The following is a 12,559-nucleotide window of genomic DNA, read 5'->3' on the forward strand; positions in this document are numbered from 1 at the left end:
TCGGTGGGGGTGTCGGTGGCGGCTTCAGCCGCTTATTTCCAGGCCGCGCATTTCGTTTCCGCCTTGGTCGTGAAGACCTGGTCGCCCGGCAGCACCTTGAGCACCTTCAGGTAGTCCCACGGCTTCTTCGACTCGGCGGGCGACTTCGCTTCGACCAGGTACATGTCGTGGATGAAGCTGCCGTCGGCGCGGATCTGGCCCTTGCCGTAGAAGTCGTCGATCTTCATGCTCTTGAGCTGCGCCATCACCTTGTCGGAATCGGTGGTCTTGGCGGCGGCCACGGCCTTCAGGTAGGTGGTGGTGGCCGAGTAGTCGGCGGCCTGCACGTCCGTGGGCATGCGCTTGGTCTTCTCGAAGAAGCGGTTGGCGAACTTGCGCGTGTCGTCGTTCAGGTCCCAGTACCAGCTGGTGGTGTGCAGCAGGCCTTCGGTGTTCTTCAGGCCCAGGCTGTGGATGTCGCTCAGAAACACCAGCAGGCCCGCCGTCTTCATGGTCTTGTTGATGCCGAATTCCTTCGACGCCTTGATGGCGTTGATGGTGTCGCCGCCGGCGTTGGCCAGGCCCAGGATCTGCGCCTTGGAGTTCTGCGCCTGCAGCAGGAACGAGGAGAAGTCCGACGCGTTCAGCGGATGGCGCACCGCGCCCACCACCGTGCCGCCCTTTTCCTTCACGACCTTGGTGGTGTCGGCCTCGAGCGCGTGGCCGAAGGCGTAGTCGGCCGTCAGGAAGAACCAGCTCTTGCCGCCGCGGTCGACCACCGCTGCGCCCGTGCCCTTGGCCAGCGCCACGGTGTCGTAGGCGTAGTGCACGGTGTAGGGGCTGCACTGCTCGTTGGTCAGCACCGAGCTGCCGGCGCCGTTGTTGAAGTACACGCGCTTCTTTTCTTCGGCCACCTTGGCCGTGGCCAGCGCGGTGCCGGAATTGGTGCCGCCGAAGATCATGGTCACGCCGGCCGTGTCGACCCACTCGCGCGCCTTGGAGGCGGCGATGTCGGCCTTGTTCTGGTGGTCGGCCACCAGCAGCTCGATGGGCTGGCCCAGCACCTTGCCGCCGAAGTCGTCGATGGCCATCTGGATGGCAGTGGCACCGCCCTTGCCTTCGAGGTCGGCGTACAGGCTGGACAGGTCGGTGACGAAGCCGATCTTCACTTTTTCCTGCGCCTGGGCGGCACCTGCGCTCATGGCGAGGACGGCGACGGCGGAGGCGATGAGGCCGAGTTTCTTGTTCATGGGGTTGTCTCCTGGAGGAATCTTTGTGGGATGAGGGTGCGGTCTTGTGGACGTTTGTTTTTCTTCTCAGACGCCGAGCAGCTCGGTGAGCACCGGCATCTTGGCTTCGAGTTCTGCAGCGCCGAACTTTTCGACGATGCGGCCGTGCTCCATCACGTAGAAGCGGTCGGCCAGCGGTGCGGCGAAGCGGAAGTTCTGCTCCACCATCACGATGGTGTAGCCCTTGGCGCGCAGCATGGTGATCATGCGGGCCAGCGCCTGCACGATGACCGGTGCCAGGCCTTCTGAAATCTCGTCGAGCAGCAGCAGCTTGGCGCCCGTGCGCAGGATGCGCGCCACGGCCAGCATCTGTTGCTCGCCGCCCGAGAGCCGCGTGCCCTGGCTGTGGCGGCGCTCGGCCAGGTTGGGGAACATGGCGTAGATCTCTTCGACCGACATGCCGGGCCCCGCGCCCTTGAGCCCGGGCGGCAGCAGCAGGTTTTCTTCGCACGAGAGGCTCGCGAAGATGCCGCGCTCCTCGGGGCAGTAGCCGATGCCCAGGTGGGCGATGCGATGCGTCGGCATCGCGATCGTTTCCTTGCCGTGGACCTCGATGCTGCCCTTGCGCGCACCGGTCAGGCCCATGATGGCGCGCAGCGTGGTGGTGCGGCCCGCGCCGTTGCGGCCCAGCAGCGTGACGACTTCGCCGGGCTGCACGACCATGTCGACACCGTGCAGGACGTGCGATTCGCCGTACCAGGCCTGCAGGCCCTTGATTTCCAATGCGGCCGTCATGTCAGTGGGCACCTTGCAACTGGCCGTCCGTCGTGCCCATGTAGGCCTCCATGACCTGCGAGTTCTTCGAGACTTCGGCGTAGGGGCCTTCGGCCAGCACGGCGCCGCGTTGCAGCACGGTGATGGTGTCGGCAATGGTCGAGACCACGCTCATGTTGTGCTCGACCATGAGGATGGTGCGCCCGGCCGACACGCGCTTGATGAGTTCGGCCACGCGGTGCACGTCTTCATGGCCCATGCCCTGGGTCGGTTCGTCGAGCAGCATCAGTTCGGGCTCCATGGCCAGCGTGGTCGCAATCTCGAGCGCGCGCTTGCGGCCGTAGGGCAGGTTCACGGTCTGCTCGGCGGCAAGGTCTTCCAGGCCCACTTCGGCCAGCAGTTCGCGCGCACGCGCATCGAGCGGCTTGAGCGATTTCTCGCTTTTCCAGAAGTGGTACGAGGTGCCCAGCCGGCGCTGCAGGCCGAGGCGCACGTTTTCCAGCAGCGTGAGGTGCGGGAACACGGCCGAGATCTGGAACGAGCGGATGATGCCGCGCCGTGCGATCTGCGCCGGGCGCTCGCCCGTGATGTCCTGGCCGTTGAAGAGGATCGTGCCGGAGGTCGGCTCGAGAAACTTCGTCAGCAGGTTGAAGCAGGTCGTCTTGCCGGCGCCGTTGGGGCCGATGAGCGCGTGGATCGAACCGCGCACCACCGACAGGTCGACCTTGCTGACCGCGGTGAACCCTTTGAATTCCTTGGTGAGCTGGCGTGTTTCGAGGATGACGTCGCTCATCTCGCGAAGTCGCCCGGATGCGAAAAAAGAAAGTCGGTCATGCGGCCCATCTGAATGCGCCACTACCGGGCGCGGACTGATTGTTGGTGGGCGCCCTGCAATTTCATACTGGGGCAAATGCCTATGCTGCAGTGCAACCTGTACGGGGTGGTACGGCGCAAGAATGGGTGACTGTCGTTACGATGACAAAGAAGCCGTTGGTCGCTTCGACAGCGTCCGGATGGCTATCGCCACCACTTCCAGAACCGACCGCCCTGTCTTCGATGCCGAACTTCCGCTCGCCCGATTTCCTGACCGATCACATCCTGCACACGCTCGCGTTCTACGAGCCGCGTTGCCTGGATGCCTCGGGCGGGTTCTTTCATTTCTACAAGGACGACGGCACGGTGTACGACCGGCGCACGCGCCATCTGGTGAGCAGCACGCGCTTCGTCTTCAACCACGCCATGGCCTACCGGCGCTTCGGCAATCCGGCGCACCAGAAGGCGGCGCGCCACGGCCTGGCCTTTCTCCGGCAGGGCCACGCGAAACACGAAGGCGGATACGCCTGGCAGATCGACTGGCAACCGCACGGCGCCACCGTGCAGGACGCCACCAACCACTGCTACGGCCTGGCTTTCGTGCTGCTCGCGCATGCGCATGCGCTGATGGCCGGCGTGGAAGAAGCGCGCACCGGGCTGGCACACACCTGGGACCTGATGGAGCGGCATTTCTGGGAGCCGCAGCACCAGCTCTATGCCGACGAGGCCACCGTCGATTGGCGCGTGGGCGCCTACCGAGGCCAGAACGCCAACATGCATGCCTGCGAGGCGATGCTCGCCGCGTACGAGGCCACGCGCGAAGCGCGCTACCTGGCGCGGGCATCGGTGCTGGCGGAATCCATCACCGGCCGGCAGGCTGCCCTGGCCGATGGCCTGGTCTGGGAGCACTACCGCGAGGACTGGTCGGTCGACTGGGACTACAACCGCGGCGACAAGACCAACATCTTCCGCCCCTGGGGTTTCCAGACCGGCCACCTCACCGAATGGGCCAAGCTGCTGCTGCAGCTTGAACCGCACCTGGCCGCGGCGGGCCGCGAGGCAGAGTGGATCGTGCCGCGCGCCCGTCACTTCTTCGACACCGCCATGTTCCGCGGCTGGGACGCCGACAACGGCGGGCTGGCCTACGGCTTCGGGCCCGACGGCACGGTGTGCGACGGCGACAAATACTTCTGGGTGCAGGCCGAGAGCTTCGCCGCCGCCGCGCTGCTCGCGGTGCGCACCGGCGAGCCGGGCTACTGGGACTGGTACGACAGCATCTGGGCGTACAGCTGGGAGCACTTCGTCGATCACCGGCACGGTGCCTGGTACCGCATCCTCACGCCGCAGAACCGCAAGATCAGCGACGAGAAAAGCCCGGCCGGCAAGACCGACTACCACACCATGGGCGCGTGCCACGACGTGCTGCGCGCGCTCGGCACGTAAAAACCCCCGGGTCTTCTCGAAGAAGCCCGGGGGTCGAGTGGGTTGCCTGTCGGCTGCCGATCAGTGGGCGCCTGCCGCAGCGTCGCCACCGGCACCGCCCTTTTGCGGCTTTGCCAGCCACACCAGCGGAATCAGCAGCAGGAACAGGATCGCCGACGCATAGAAGATGTCGTTCGTGGCCAGCATGTAGGCCTGCTGGTCGACGATGCGGTTGATCTGCCCCAGCACCTGCTCGGTGCTGAAGCCGCTGCTCGCAAGACCCGACATTGCGCTGGTCGCCGCGTTGTTGCCCTGGTTGATCGTCTCCGAGAGCTGCGCGTGGTGCAGCGTCGCGCGGTTGTCCCACAGCGTGGTGGTGAGCGAGGTGCCCATGGCACCGGCCGTGATCCGCAGGAAGTTCGACAACCCCGACGCCGCCGGAATGCGGTCGGGCGTGAGGCCCGACAGCGTGATGGTCACCAGCGGGATGAAGAAGAACGCCATCGCGATGCCCTGGATCACCGTCGGGATGATGATGGTGACGAAGTCGGCCTGCGTGTTGAAGTTCGACCGCATCCACAGCACCAGCGCGAACACCAGGAACGAGAAGGTCGCGTAGCGCCGCGGATCGATCTTCGCCACCGTGAGCCCGACGATCGGCGAGAAGAAGATCGCCAGCAGCCCCACGGGAGCCATGATCATCCCCGCCTGCGTCGCGGTGTAGCCCATCCACTGCTGCAGCCACAGCGGCAGCAGCACCACGTTGCCGAAGAACAGGCCGTACGCCACGGCGGTTGCCACGGCACCCGACCAGAAGTTGCGGCGCTTGAACAGCGACAGGTCGACCACCGGGTGCTTGCCGGTCAGCTCCCAGATCAGGAAGAACGCGAAGCCGACCACGGCCACCACCGCCATCGTGACGATCTGCGGCGAGTGGAACCAGTCGAGCTCCTTGCCCTTGTCGAGCATGAGCTGCATCGAGCCGACCCACAGCACCAGCAGCGCCAGGCCGATGGCATCGATGGGCACCTTGTGCGTGGTGCTCTCGCGCTTGCGATACAGCGCCCAGGTGATGGAAGCCGCGACGATGCCCACCGGGATGTTGATATAGAAGATCCACGGCCACGAGATGTTGTCGGTGATCCAGCCGCCCAGGAGCGGCCCCATCACCGGCGCGACCAGCGTGGTCATCGACCACATGGCCATCGCCAGACCCGCCTTGGCGCGCGGGTAGCTCGACAGCAGCAGCGTCTGCGACAGCGGAATCATCGGGCCGGCGACAAAGCCCTGCAGCGCACGGAAGGCGATCAGCGTGGTCATGTTCGGCGCCAGGCCGCACAGCAGCGAGGCGACCATGAACAGGATCACGCTGGCCATGAACAGGCGGACCTGCCCGAAGCGCTGGGTCATGAAACCCGTGAGCGGCACCGCGATGGCGTTGGCCACCGCGAAGCTGGTGATGACCCAGGTGCCTTGCGTGGTGCTCACGCCCAGGTCACCCGAGATGGCGGGCAACGACACGTTGGCGATCGACGAGTCGAGCACGTTCATGAAGGTTGCCGCGGAAAGCGCGATGGTGCCCCACACGCGGGCCGAGCCCTCGAGTGGCGCGTGCGCTATGTAGGCAGGAGCAGCAGTGGCCATGTGCGGTCGCGCGGGCTCTGTTTACCTGAAGGAAGCGCGGGCGATCAGCCCGGCTGGCCTTGCACGGCCACGGAGGCCGCGCCCGGCGTGGCCGCAGGCGCGGCCGAACCCTTGGAAGGCACGCCGGCGGTGGCCGGTGCGCTGCGCCCGAGGTTGGCCGAGACGATGCGGTCCACTTCGGCGTCGGCGCCGTGGTCGAGCTGGCTGTACACCGCCGTCTGCGTCAGCGCGGTGGCGCGCGGCGCGTCGGCGAGCATCTTGCCGCTCTTGGACGAGATGTCGATCTCCGCGTCCATCGACAGGCCGATGCGCAGCGGGTTGGCCTTGAGCTGCTCGGGGTCGAGCGCAATGCGCACGGGCACGCGCTGCACCACCTTGATCCAGTTGCCGGTGGCGTTCTGCGCGGGCAGCAACGCAAAGGCGCTGCCGGTGCCCACGCCGAGGCCAGCGACCTTGCCGGTGTATTCGACCTTCTTGCCGTACACGTCGGCCGTGAGCTTCACGGGCTGGTCGATGCGGATGTTGCGCAGCTGCACTTCCTTGAAGTTGGCGTCGACCCACAGCTGGTTGAGCGGCACGATCGACATCATCGGCGTGCCAGCCGAGACGCGCTGGCCGAGTTGCACGGTGCGCTTGGCCACATAGCCGTCGACCGGCGCGGGCATGGCGACGCGCTGCGTGGCCAGGTAGGCCTCGCGCACCTTGGAGGCGGCGGCCAGCACGCTCGGGTGCTGGGCCACGCTGGTGCCTTCGGTCAGAGACTGGTTGCTGACCAGCGCTTCCTTCGCGGCGACGACGCCGGCCTGCGCGGCGGCGAGCTGGCTCTTGGCGGTGTCGAGCTGCGTCTCGGCGTGGTTGAGTTCTTCCTTCGACACGGCGCCGTTGCCCGACAGCGCGCGGCGGCGCTGCAGGTCGTCCTGCGCCTTGGCGATGTCGCTCTGCGCCTTGACGATGTCCGACTGGCGCAGCGTGACCTGCGCGGCCAGCGAGCCGTTGTTGGCGTACAGGGTGCGCACCTGGCGCACGGCCTGCGCGAGCGCGGCCTCGGCCTGCTCGAGCGCCACCTTGGCGTCGGCCGGGTCGAGCTGCACCAGCGGCTGGCCGGCCCTGACGAAGTCGGTGTCGTCGGCGCCGATGGCCATCACGGTGCCGCCGATCTGCGGCGTGATCTGGATGACGTTGCCCGACACGTAGGCGTTGTCGGTGTCCTCGTAGTGGCTGGCGACCAGCCATTCGTAGAGGCCCCAGCCGCCACCGGCGACGATCACCACCGCGGCGAGCGCGGTGAGTGCGCGACGGCGCTTGCCGTTGCTCGCCGGCGCCTCGGGCGCCGTGGGATTTGCGGAGGCTGCGGCAGCAGCGGGCGTCGGAGTGTTGTTATCGCTCATGGTGAAGTTCTTTCCGAAGACGAGGGAGTCGAGTCAGTTCAGTGGTTCAGTGCGGCCGTCGCGGTGGCCGGTGGCTGCCAGCCGCCGCCCAGTGCGCGCGCCAGCGCCACCTGCGTGTCGAGCGCGCGCGCGGCGAGATCGACCGCCAGGCGGCGTTGCGCCAGCACGGCGGTTTCTGCCGTCAGCACGTTGAGGTAATTGCCCAGGCCCGCGCGGTAGCGCTGCACGGCGATGTCGTAGGCGCCTTCGGCCGCGGTCTGCGCGGCGCGCTGCTCGGCCTGCTGGCGCGTGATCGACTGCGCGCTGGCCACCTGGTCGGCGGCGTCGCGCACGGCATCGATCACGGCGGCGTTGTAGCTTTCGATGGCCACGTCGAGGTCGGCCGACTTACCGCGCAGGTTGGCGCGCAGCTTGCCGCCTTCGAAGATCGGCAGGCTGATGGCCGGGCCCACGCCCCACTGCTCGCTGCCCGACTTGAGCAGCTTGCCAAAGCCCAGGCTCTGGAAGCCCGCGAAGGCCGTGAGGTTCACGTTGGGATAGAAGAGCGTCTTGGCGTTGGCCACGTCGCTGGTGGCAGCCTCGACGCGCCAGCGCGCGGCGGCGATGTCGGCGCGGCGGCCCAGCAGATCGGCGGGAATGTTGGCCTGCAGGGCCATGGTCTTCACGCTTTCGAGCACGGGCGGCTTGAGCGAGGCCGACACGTTGGGCTGGCCCACGAGCGCGTCGAGCGCATGCTGCTGCAGCGCGATCTGCTCGTTGAGCGCTTCGATCTGCTGGCGTGCCTCGGGCAGGCCGCCTTCGCTCTGGCGCAGTTCGAGGCGGGTGTCGAGTCCGGCGGACACGCGGTCGCGCACCAGCTTGAGCGTTTCGTCGCGCTGGGCCAGCGTGCGCCGGGCCACGGTAAGCTGGTCGTTCAGGCGCGCCCACTGGAAGTAGCTGCGCGCCACGTTGCTCGCGAGCAGCACGCGGGCGGCATCGGCATCGGCGGCCGCGGCGTTGGCCGCGCCGATGGCGGTGTCCAGCGCGCTGCGGTTCTTGCCGAAGAAGTCGAGCTCCCAGCTCGCGCTGAGCTGCAGCAGGCCGATGTTCTGCGTGGAGCCGCCCAGCGGCGCCGGGTAGATGTAGTTGCTGTTGAACTTCTGGCGGTTCAGGTCGAGGTCGCCCTTGACCTGCGGCTTGAGGGCCGCGCCGGCAATGTCGGCCGAGGCCTGCGCGCGCGCGAGCCGGGCCTGCGCGACCTGCAGGTTCGGGTTGCCGGCCACGGCCTGGTCGATCAACGAATTGAGCTGCGTGTCGCCGAACGCGAACCACCACTGGCCGTCGAGCCGGGACGCCGGCACCGCGGCGGTGTCGGGCGCGATGCCCAGCGACGAGGCGTCGCGCAGCTTGGCCTGCGAGCCGATGCCGGCCATGTCGGCACAGCCGGCCAGTGCGACCACCAGCAACGCGGCGGCCACGACAGAAGTGCGACGCGGTGCGCGCACGGCGAGGGAATCAGTCATTTTTATCTCCACGGACCGCGAGGGCCTGTGCGTTGTCGAGGATGCGGCGCAAGTAGCCCTTCAGCTGCTCCCATTCCTCATTGGAAAAACCTGCAAGGTGTTCGTTCTGGACCCGGCTCAGCACGTAAGGCACTTCCTTGGCGGCGGAACGGCCTTCGTCGGTGAGCTCGATGTTGACCACGCGGCGGTCTTCGAGCGAGCGCACGCGCCGGCACAGGCCCTTGGCCTCCAGGCGGTCGAGCAGGCGCGTCATGGCGCCGGTATCGAGCTCGCAGGCGCGGGCCAGTTCGGCCACCGTGGTGGCGGCGCCGACATGCAATTTGTAGAGAGGCACCCACTGCGGATAGGTCGGGCTGCCGGGCTCGCAGATGCGGCTTTCGATCGACTGGCCGACGGCCGTGACGATGCGGCGCATCAGGTAGCCGATGCTCTCCTCGGTCTGGTAGGTCTCCGGCCGATAGAAGGCGGCAGGCGCGCGACGCTCGGCGTCGGTGGAGGCCGACGAAGCTTGGTTGGAATTGGCATCGCTCATGGCCAAAATATTAGCTGCCATGACAGTTATTGTCAAGGCTGCCTTTGTGAGGGCAAGGGATCGTTAGAATCGGCGCATGGCTTCCAATGCACCGTCTTCCCAGGCCAAGGGCTCGCCCCGGTCGCTGTCGGGCCTGAGCCCATTCCTCCGCCCTTATCGCGTCCAGATCGTCCTAGCGGCGATCTTTTTGGTGATGGCAGCAGTCACCACGCTGGCTTTTCCTATCGCCTTACGCAGCCTGATTGACGGAGGCTTGATCAACCCCGACAAGGGCGCGCAGACCATGGCGCTGCGCGAGCACTTCGGCGCCCTCTTCGCGGTGGCCGTGGCGCTGGGGCTTTTCTCTGCGGCGCGCTTCTACACGGTGAGCTGGCTGGGCGAGCGGGTCACCGCCGACATCCGCAACGCGGTCTACGGCCACGTGCTGACGCAGAGCCCGGCGTTCTTCGAAACCACGCAGACCGGCGAAGTGCTGTCGCGCCTGACGGCCGATACCACGCTGGTCCAGACGGTGGTGGGCTCGTCGCTGAGCATGGGCCTGCGCAATGCCGTCATGGGCGTGGGCGCACTGGCCGTGCTGGTGTGGACCAACCCCTACGTGATGGTGCAGGTGCTGGGCATCCTGGTGCTGGTGGTGCTGCCGAGCATGTGGTTCGGCCGCCGCGTGCGCAAGCTGTCGCGCGCCAGCCAGGACCGCGTGGCCGATTCAAGCGCGATTGCCGCCGAAGTGCTCAACGCCATCCCCGTGGTGCAGAGCTACACGGCCGAGGGCCGCGAGGCGGCGCGCTTCAACGGCTCCACCGAAAACGCCTTCAGCACCGCGGTGCGGCGCACCAAGGCGCGCTCGGTGCTGGTCGCGTTCATCATCATCGCGACCTCGGCCGCGCTGCTGTGGGGCCTGTACCAGGGCACGCAGGCCGTGCTGCGGGGCGACATCACGGCCGGCCACCTGGGCCAGACCGTGGTCTACGTGGCCATCCTGGCGAGCGCCACCGCGGTGCTCGGCGAGGTGTACGGCGACCTGCTGCGCGCCGCCGGCGCCACCGAGCGCCTGATGGAACTGCTGCATGCGCCCGCGGCCATCGCTTCACCCTCGAACCCGGCGGTCGCGCCCGTCCCTGTTGCGGGCAGCGCCATCAAATTCGATGCGGTGACCTTTCACTACCCGTCGCGTCCCGGCACGCCGGCGCTGCGCGACTTCAGCCTCGACGTCGCACCCGGCGAAACCGTCGCGCTGGTGGGATCGAGCGGCGCGGGCAAGAGCACGGTGTTCCAGCTGCTGTTGCGCTACTACGACCCGCAGTCCGGCCGCCTGCTGCTCGACGGCACGCCGCTGGCCTCGCTCGCACTGCCCGACCTGCGCACCCGTATCGGCCTGGTGCCGCAGGACGCGGTGATCTTCTCGACCAGCGCCTTCGAGAACATCCGCTACGGCCGCCCGGAGGCCACCGCCGACGAAGTGCATGCCGCCGCGCGCGCCGCCTTCGCGCACGACTTCCTGCAGGCGCTGCCCGAGGGCTACGACACCTTCCTGGGCGAGCGCGGCGTGCGCCTGTCGGGCGGACAGCGCCAGCGCATCGCGATTGCGCGCGCCATCCTCAAGAACCCGCCGCTGCTGCTGCTCGACGAAGCCACGAGCGCGCTCGATGCGGAAAGCGAACGCATGGTGCAGGCGGCACTGGAATCGGCGATGGAAAACCGCACCACGGTCGTGATCGCCCACAGGCTGGCGACGGTGCAGAAGGCCGACCGCATCGTGGTGCTGGACCACGGCGGCATCGTCGAGCAGGGAACGCACGCGACGCTGGTCGCGCAAGGTGGCGTCTATGCGCGCCTGGCGGCACTGCAGTTCACGGCCTGAACGGACTGAAGGCCGCGAGCGCCGGGCCGACTACTGCAGGGTTTCCTTGAGCGACGCCGGTATCGGCAGCGCCATCACCGCAATGCCTTCGTCGAGCAGCGCCTCGGTCTGCTCGGGCGTGGCCTGGCCGCGGATGCCGCGTTCCTGGGCTTCGCCATAGTGCATCTTGCGAGCTTCGTCGGCAAAGCGCTCGCCGACGTCCTCGGTCTTCGCCATGACCTCGCGCACGGCGCGCATCCAGCGGGCTTCGGGTGAAAGCGCCGTGGAAACGCCCGAAGAGGCGGCCGGCGCGGTGGCTTCCTGCGGTGGCTTCGCGTTGCCGAGATTGAGGCGCGGCGCGCTCAGCAGCTTGACGATGGCGGTGTCGCCGCAGACCGGGCATTCGACCAGTCCGCTCGCCAGCTGGGTCTCGAAGGCCACTGTGGACGCGAACCAGCCCTCGAAGCCATGGCCGTGTGCGCAGCGGAGATCGAGAACCTTCATGCGCGGATTATCCCGCGCCGCCTTGTTCGGGCACGGCCTTCCAGTCCAGTGCCCATGCGCCGGACAGGACGTTCTGCAGCCAGAGCGTGCAGGTCAGCGTCTTCGCATCGGTCACGCTGCCGTCGCGGCACCAGCCGGCCAGCTCTTCGGGGGTGGCCGTGAACACGTCCAGAAACTCGCCATGGTCGAGCTGGCGCTCGCCGAGCGTGAGGCCGCGCGCAAAGTAGATGTGGATGATCTCGGTCGAGTACGCCACCGCCAGGTGCATCGCACCCGCGTGCGCCCATTCGCGCGCGGTGTAGCCTGTTTCCTCGAGCAGCTCGCGCCGGCCGCAGACGAAGGGGTCTTCCCCCGCGTCGAGCTTGCCGGCCGGGAACTCGATCATCACGTGGCCGACCGGGTAGCGAAACTGCCGCTCCAGCACCACGCGGCCGTCGTCCAGCAACGGAATCACCACCACGGCACCCGGGTGCACCACGTACTCGCGCGTGGCGCTGTGGCCGTCGGGCAGGCGGATGGTGTCACGCTTGGCCTGCAGGAAGTTGCCCTTGAAGAGCTCCTCGCTGCGGACCAGCTCTTCCTTCAGGTGCGAATCGGTGGTGGGTGAAGTCATGTCGTCAGTGCCTGTGTTTCATCAGGTAGCGCCAGGTGAACCCCGGAAAGGCCAGCACGATGAACAACGCGCCGGTTACCGCATAGAACTCCCAGCCCTGCGGAGCGATCTGCCCTGCCCTGCGCTCGAACAGCAGCCCGATGCCGCCGGCCAGAAAGTACAAGACCACCAGTTCGGCCAGGCGCACTGCGAGCGACTTGGGTCGCGTGGGCAGTGGCACGGCGCCGAACAGGCGGTCGTTGAAGAAAGGCAGGTTGGCGGCCACCAGGGCCACCAGCAGAACAACCCAGACCGACGCGGTTTGCGACACCGGGTGTTG

12 protein-coding genes are annotated in these 12,559 nt (G+C 67.4%); 2 read left to right on the plus strand and 10 right to left on the minus strand.

Annotated elements, in window-relative coordinates; all coding sequences use genetic code 11:
- Window positions 1-32: 32 nt before the first annotated feature.
- The 3 genes from AC0IYU_RS21240 to AC0IYU_RS21250 all read right to left on the minus strand — a co-directional run bounded on the left by AC0IYU_RS21240 (window position 33) and on the right by AC0IYU_RS21250 (window position 2,775).
- A complete protein-coding gene (locus AC0IYU_RS21240) occupies window positions 33-1,181 on the minus strand; it encodes an ABC transporter substrate-binding protein (RefSeq protein ID WP_472121035.1) in 1,149 nt (382 codons plus the stop codon).
- Between the two features lie 114 nt (window positions 1,182-1,295).
- The gene (locus AC0IYU_RS21245) at window positions 1,296-2,003 is read right to left on the minus strand and encodes an ABC transporter ATP-binding protein (protein WP_472120772.1); all 708 of its coding nucleotides are present in this window, start codon (window positions 2,001-2,003) and stop codon (window positions 1,296-1,298) included.
- Between the two features lies 1 nt (window position 2,004).
- A complete protein-coding gene (locus tag AC0IYU_RS21250; RefSeq protein ID WP_472120774.1) occupies window positions 2,005-2,775 on the minus strand; it encodes an ABC transporter ATP-binding protein in 771 nt (256 codons plus the stop codon).
- Window positions 2,776-2,957: 182 nt separating this feature from the next.
- Between AC0IYU_RS21250 and AC0IYU_RS21255 the strand changes: the two genes are divergently transcribed.
- Window positions 2,958-4,238: an AGE family epimerase/isomerase gene (locus AC0IYU_RS21255; protein WP_472120776.1), complete on the plus strand. Its 1,281-nt coding sequence runs from the start codon at window positions 2,958-2,960 to the stop codon at window positions 4,236-4,238.
- A gap of 60 nt (window positions 4,239-4,298) precedes the next feature.
- Here AC0IYU_RS21255 and AC0IYU_RS21260 read toward each other — a convergent pair whose 3' ends face one another.
- The 4 genes from AC0IYU_RS21260 to AC0IYU_RS21275 are packed head-to-tail and all read right to left on the minus strand — an operon-like array spanning window position 4,299 to window position 9,283.
- Window positions 4,299-5,861, minus strand: a complete 1,563-nt coding sequence (locus AC0IYU_RS21260) for a DHA2 family efflux MFS transporter permease subunit (RefSeq protein ID WP_472120777.1) — start codon at window positions 5,859-5,861, stop codon at window positions 4,299-4,301.
- A gap of 44 nt (window positions 5,862-5,905) precedes the next feature.
- Window positions 5,906-7,249: an EmrA/EmrK family multidrug efflux transporter periplasmic adaptor subunit gene (locus tag AC0IYU_RS21265; RefSeq protein ID WP_472120779.1), complete on the minus strand. Its 1,344-nt coding sequence runs from the start codon at window positions 7,247-7,249 to the stop codon at window positions 5,906-5,908.
- Between the two features lie 38 nt (window positions 7,250-7,287).
- Window positions 7,288-8,751, minus strand: coding sequence for an efflux transporter outer membrane subunit (locus tag AC0IYU_RS21270; protein WP_472120781.1), 1,464 nt, complete (start codon window positions 8,749-8,751; stop codon window positions 7,288-7,290).
- The gene (locus tag AC0IYU_RS21275) at window positions 8,744-9,283 is read right to left on the minus strand and encodes a MarR family winged helix-turn-helix transcriptional regulator (RefSeq protein WP_472120783.1); all 540 of its coding nucleotides are present in this window, start codon (window positions 9,281-9,283) and stop codon (window positions 8,744-8,746) included. Before AC0IYU_RS21275 ends, AC0IYU_RS21270 begins: the two co-directional genes overlap by 8 nt.
- Window positions 9,284-9,359: 76 nt before the next feature.
- Here AC0IYU_RS21275 and AC0IYU_RS21280 point away from each other — a divergent pair, with 76 nt between their 5' ends.
- Window positions 9,360-11,144: an ABC transporter transmembrane domain-containing protein gene (locus AC0IYU_RS21280; RefSeq protein WP_435484249.1), complete on the plus strand. Its 1,785-nt coding sequence runs from the start codon at window positions 9,360-9,362 to the stop codon at window positions 11,142-11,144.
- 30 nt (window positions 11,145-11,174) lie between these two features.
- Here the strand turns inward: AC0IYU_RS21280 and AC0IYU_RS21285 are convergent, their stop codons facing one another.
- From AC0IYU_RS21285 to AC0IYU_RS21295, 3 genes are read right to left on the minus strand one after another with little or no spacing between them, the layout of a single operon-like run.
- Entirely contained in the window at window positions 11,175-11,627 is a 453-nt protein-coding gene (locus AC0IYU_RS21285; RefSeq protein ID WP_472120785.1) for a DUF1178 family protein, read from the minus strand.
- Window positions 11,628-11,634: 7 nt separating this feature from the next.
- A complete protein-coding gene (locus AC0IYU_RS21290; RefSeq protein WP_435436619.1) occupies window positions 11,635-12,240 on the minus strand; it encodes an NUDIX domain-containing protein in 606 nt (201 codons plus the stop codon).
- Between the two features lie 4 nt (window positions 12,241-12,244).
- Window positions 12,245-12,550: a DUF2818 family protein gene (locus tag AC0IYU_RS21295; protein ID WP_435484252.1), complete on the minus strand. Its 306-nt coding sequence runs from the start codon at window positions 12,548-12,550 to the stop codon at window positions 12,245-12,247.
- Window positions 12,551-12,559 lie beyond the last annotated feature (9 nt).

Source organism: Variovorax sp. AC103, from assembly GCF_979254005.1.

Bases quoted from the DNA above. Each gene is read 5' to 3' on its own strand.
- AC0IYU_RS21280 (WP_435484249.1), top strand. From the start codon at position 9,360: ATGGCTTCCAATGCACCGTCTTCCCAGGCCAAGGGCTCGCCCCGGTCG.
- AC0IYU_RS21240 (WP_472121035.1), bottom strand. From the start codon at position 1,181: ATGAGCGCAGGTGCCGCCCAGGCGCAGGAAAAAGTGAAGATCGGCTTC.
- AC0IYU_RS21260 (WP_472120777.1), bottom strand. From the start codon at position 5,861: ATGGCCACTGCTGCTCCTGCCTACATAGCGCACGCGCCACTCGAGGGC.
- AC0IYU_RS21245 (WP_472120772.1), bottom strand. From the start codon at position 2,003: ATGACGGCCGCATTGGAAATCAAGGGCCTGCAGGCCTGGTACGGCGAA.
- AC0IYU_RS21285 (WP_472120785.1), bottom strand. From the start codon at position 11,627: ATGAAGGTTCTCGATCTCCGCTGCGCACACGGCCATGGCTTCGAGGGC.
- AC0IYU_RS21270 (WP_472120781.1), bottom strand. From the start codon at position 8,751: ATGACTGATTCCCTCGCCGTGCGCGCACCGCGTCGCACTTCTGTCGTG.
- AC0IYU_RS21255 (WP_472120776.1), top strand. From the start codon at position 2,958: ATGACAAAGAAGCCGTTGGTCGCTTCGACAGCGTCCGGATGGCTATCG.
- AC0IYU_RS21250 (WP_472120774.1), bottom strand. From the start codon at position 2,775: ATGAGCGACGTCATCCTCGAAACACGCCAGCTCACCAAGGAATTCAAA.
- AC0IYU_RS21290 (WP_435436619.1), bottom strand. From the start codon at position 12,240: ATGACTTCACCCACCACCGATTCGCACCTGAAGGAAGAGCTGGTCCGC.
- AC0IYU_RS21265 (WP_472120779.1), bottom strand. From the start codon at position 7,249: ATGAGCGATAACAACACTCCGACGCCCGCTGCTGCCGCAGCCTCCGCA.
- AC0IYU_RS21275 (WP_472120783.1), bottom strand. From the start codon at position 9,283: ATGAGCGATGCCAATTCCAACCAAGCTTCGTCGGCCTCCACCGACGCC.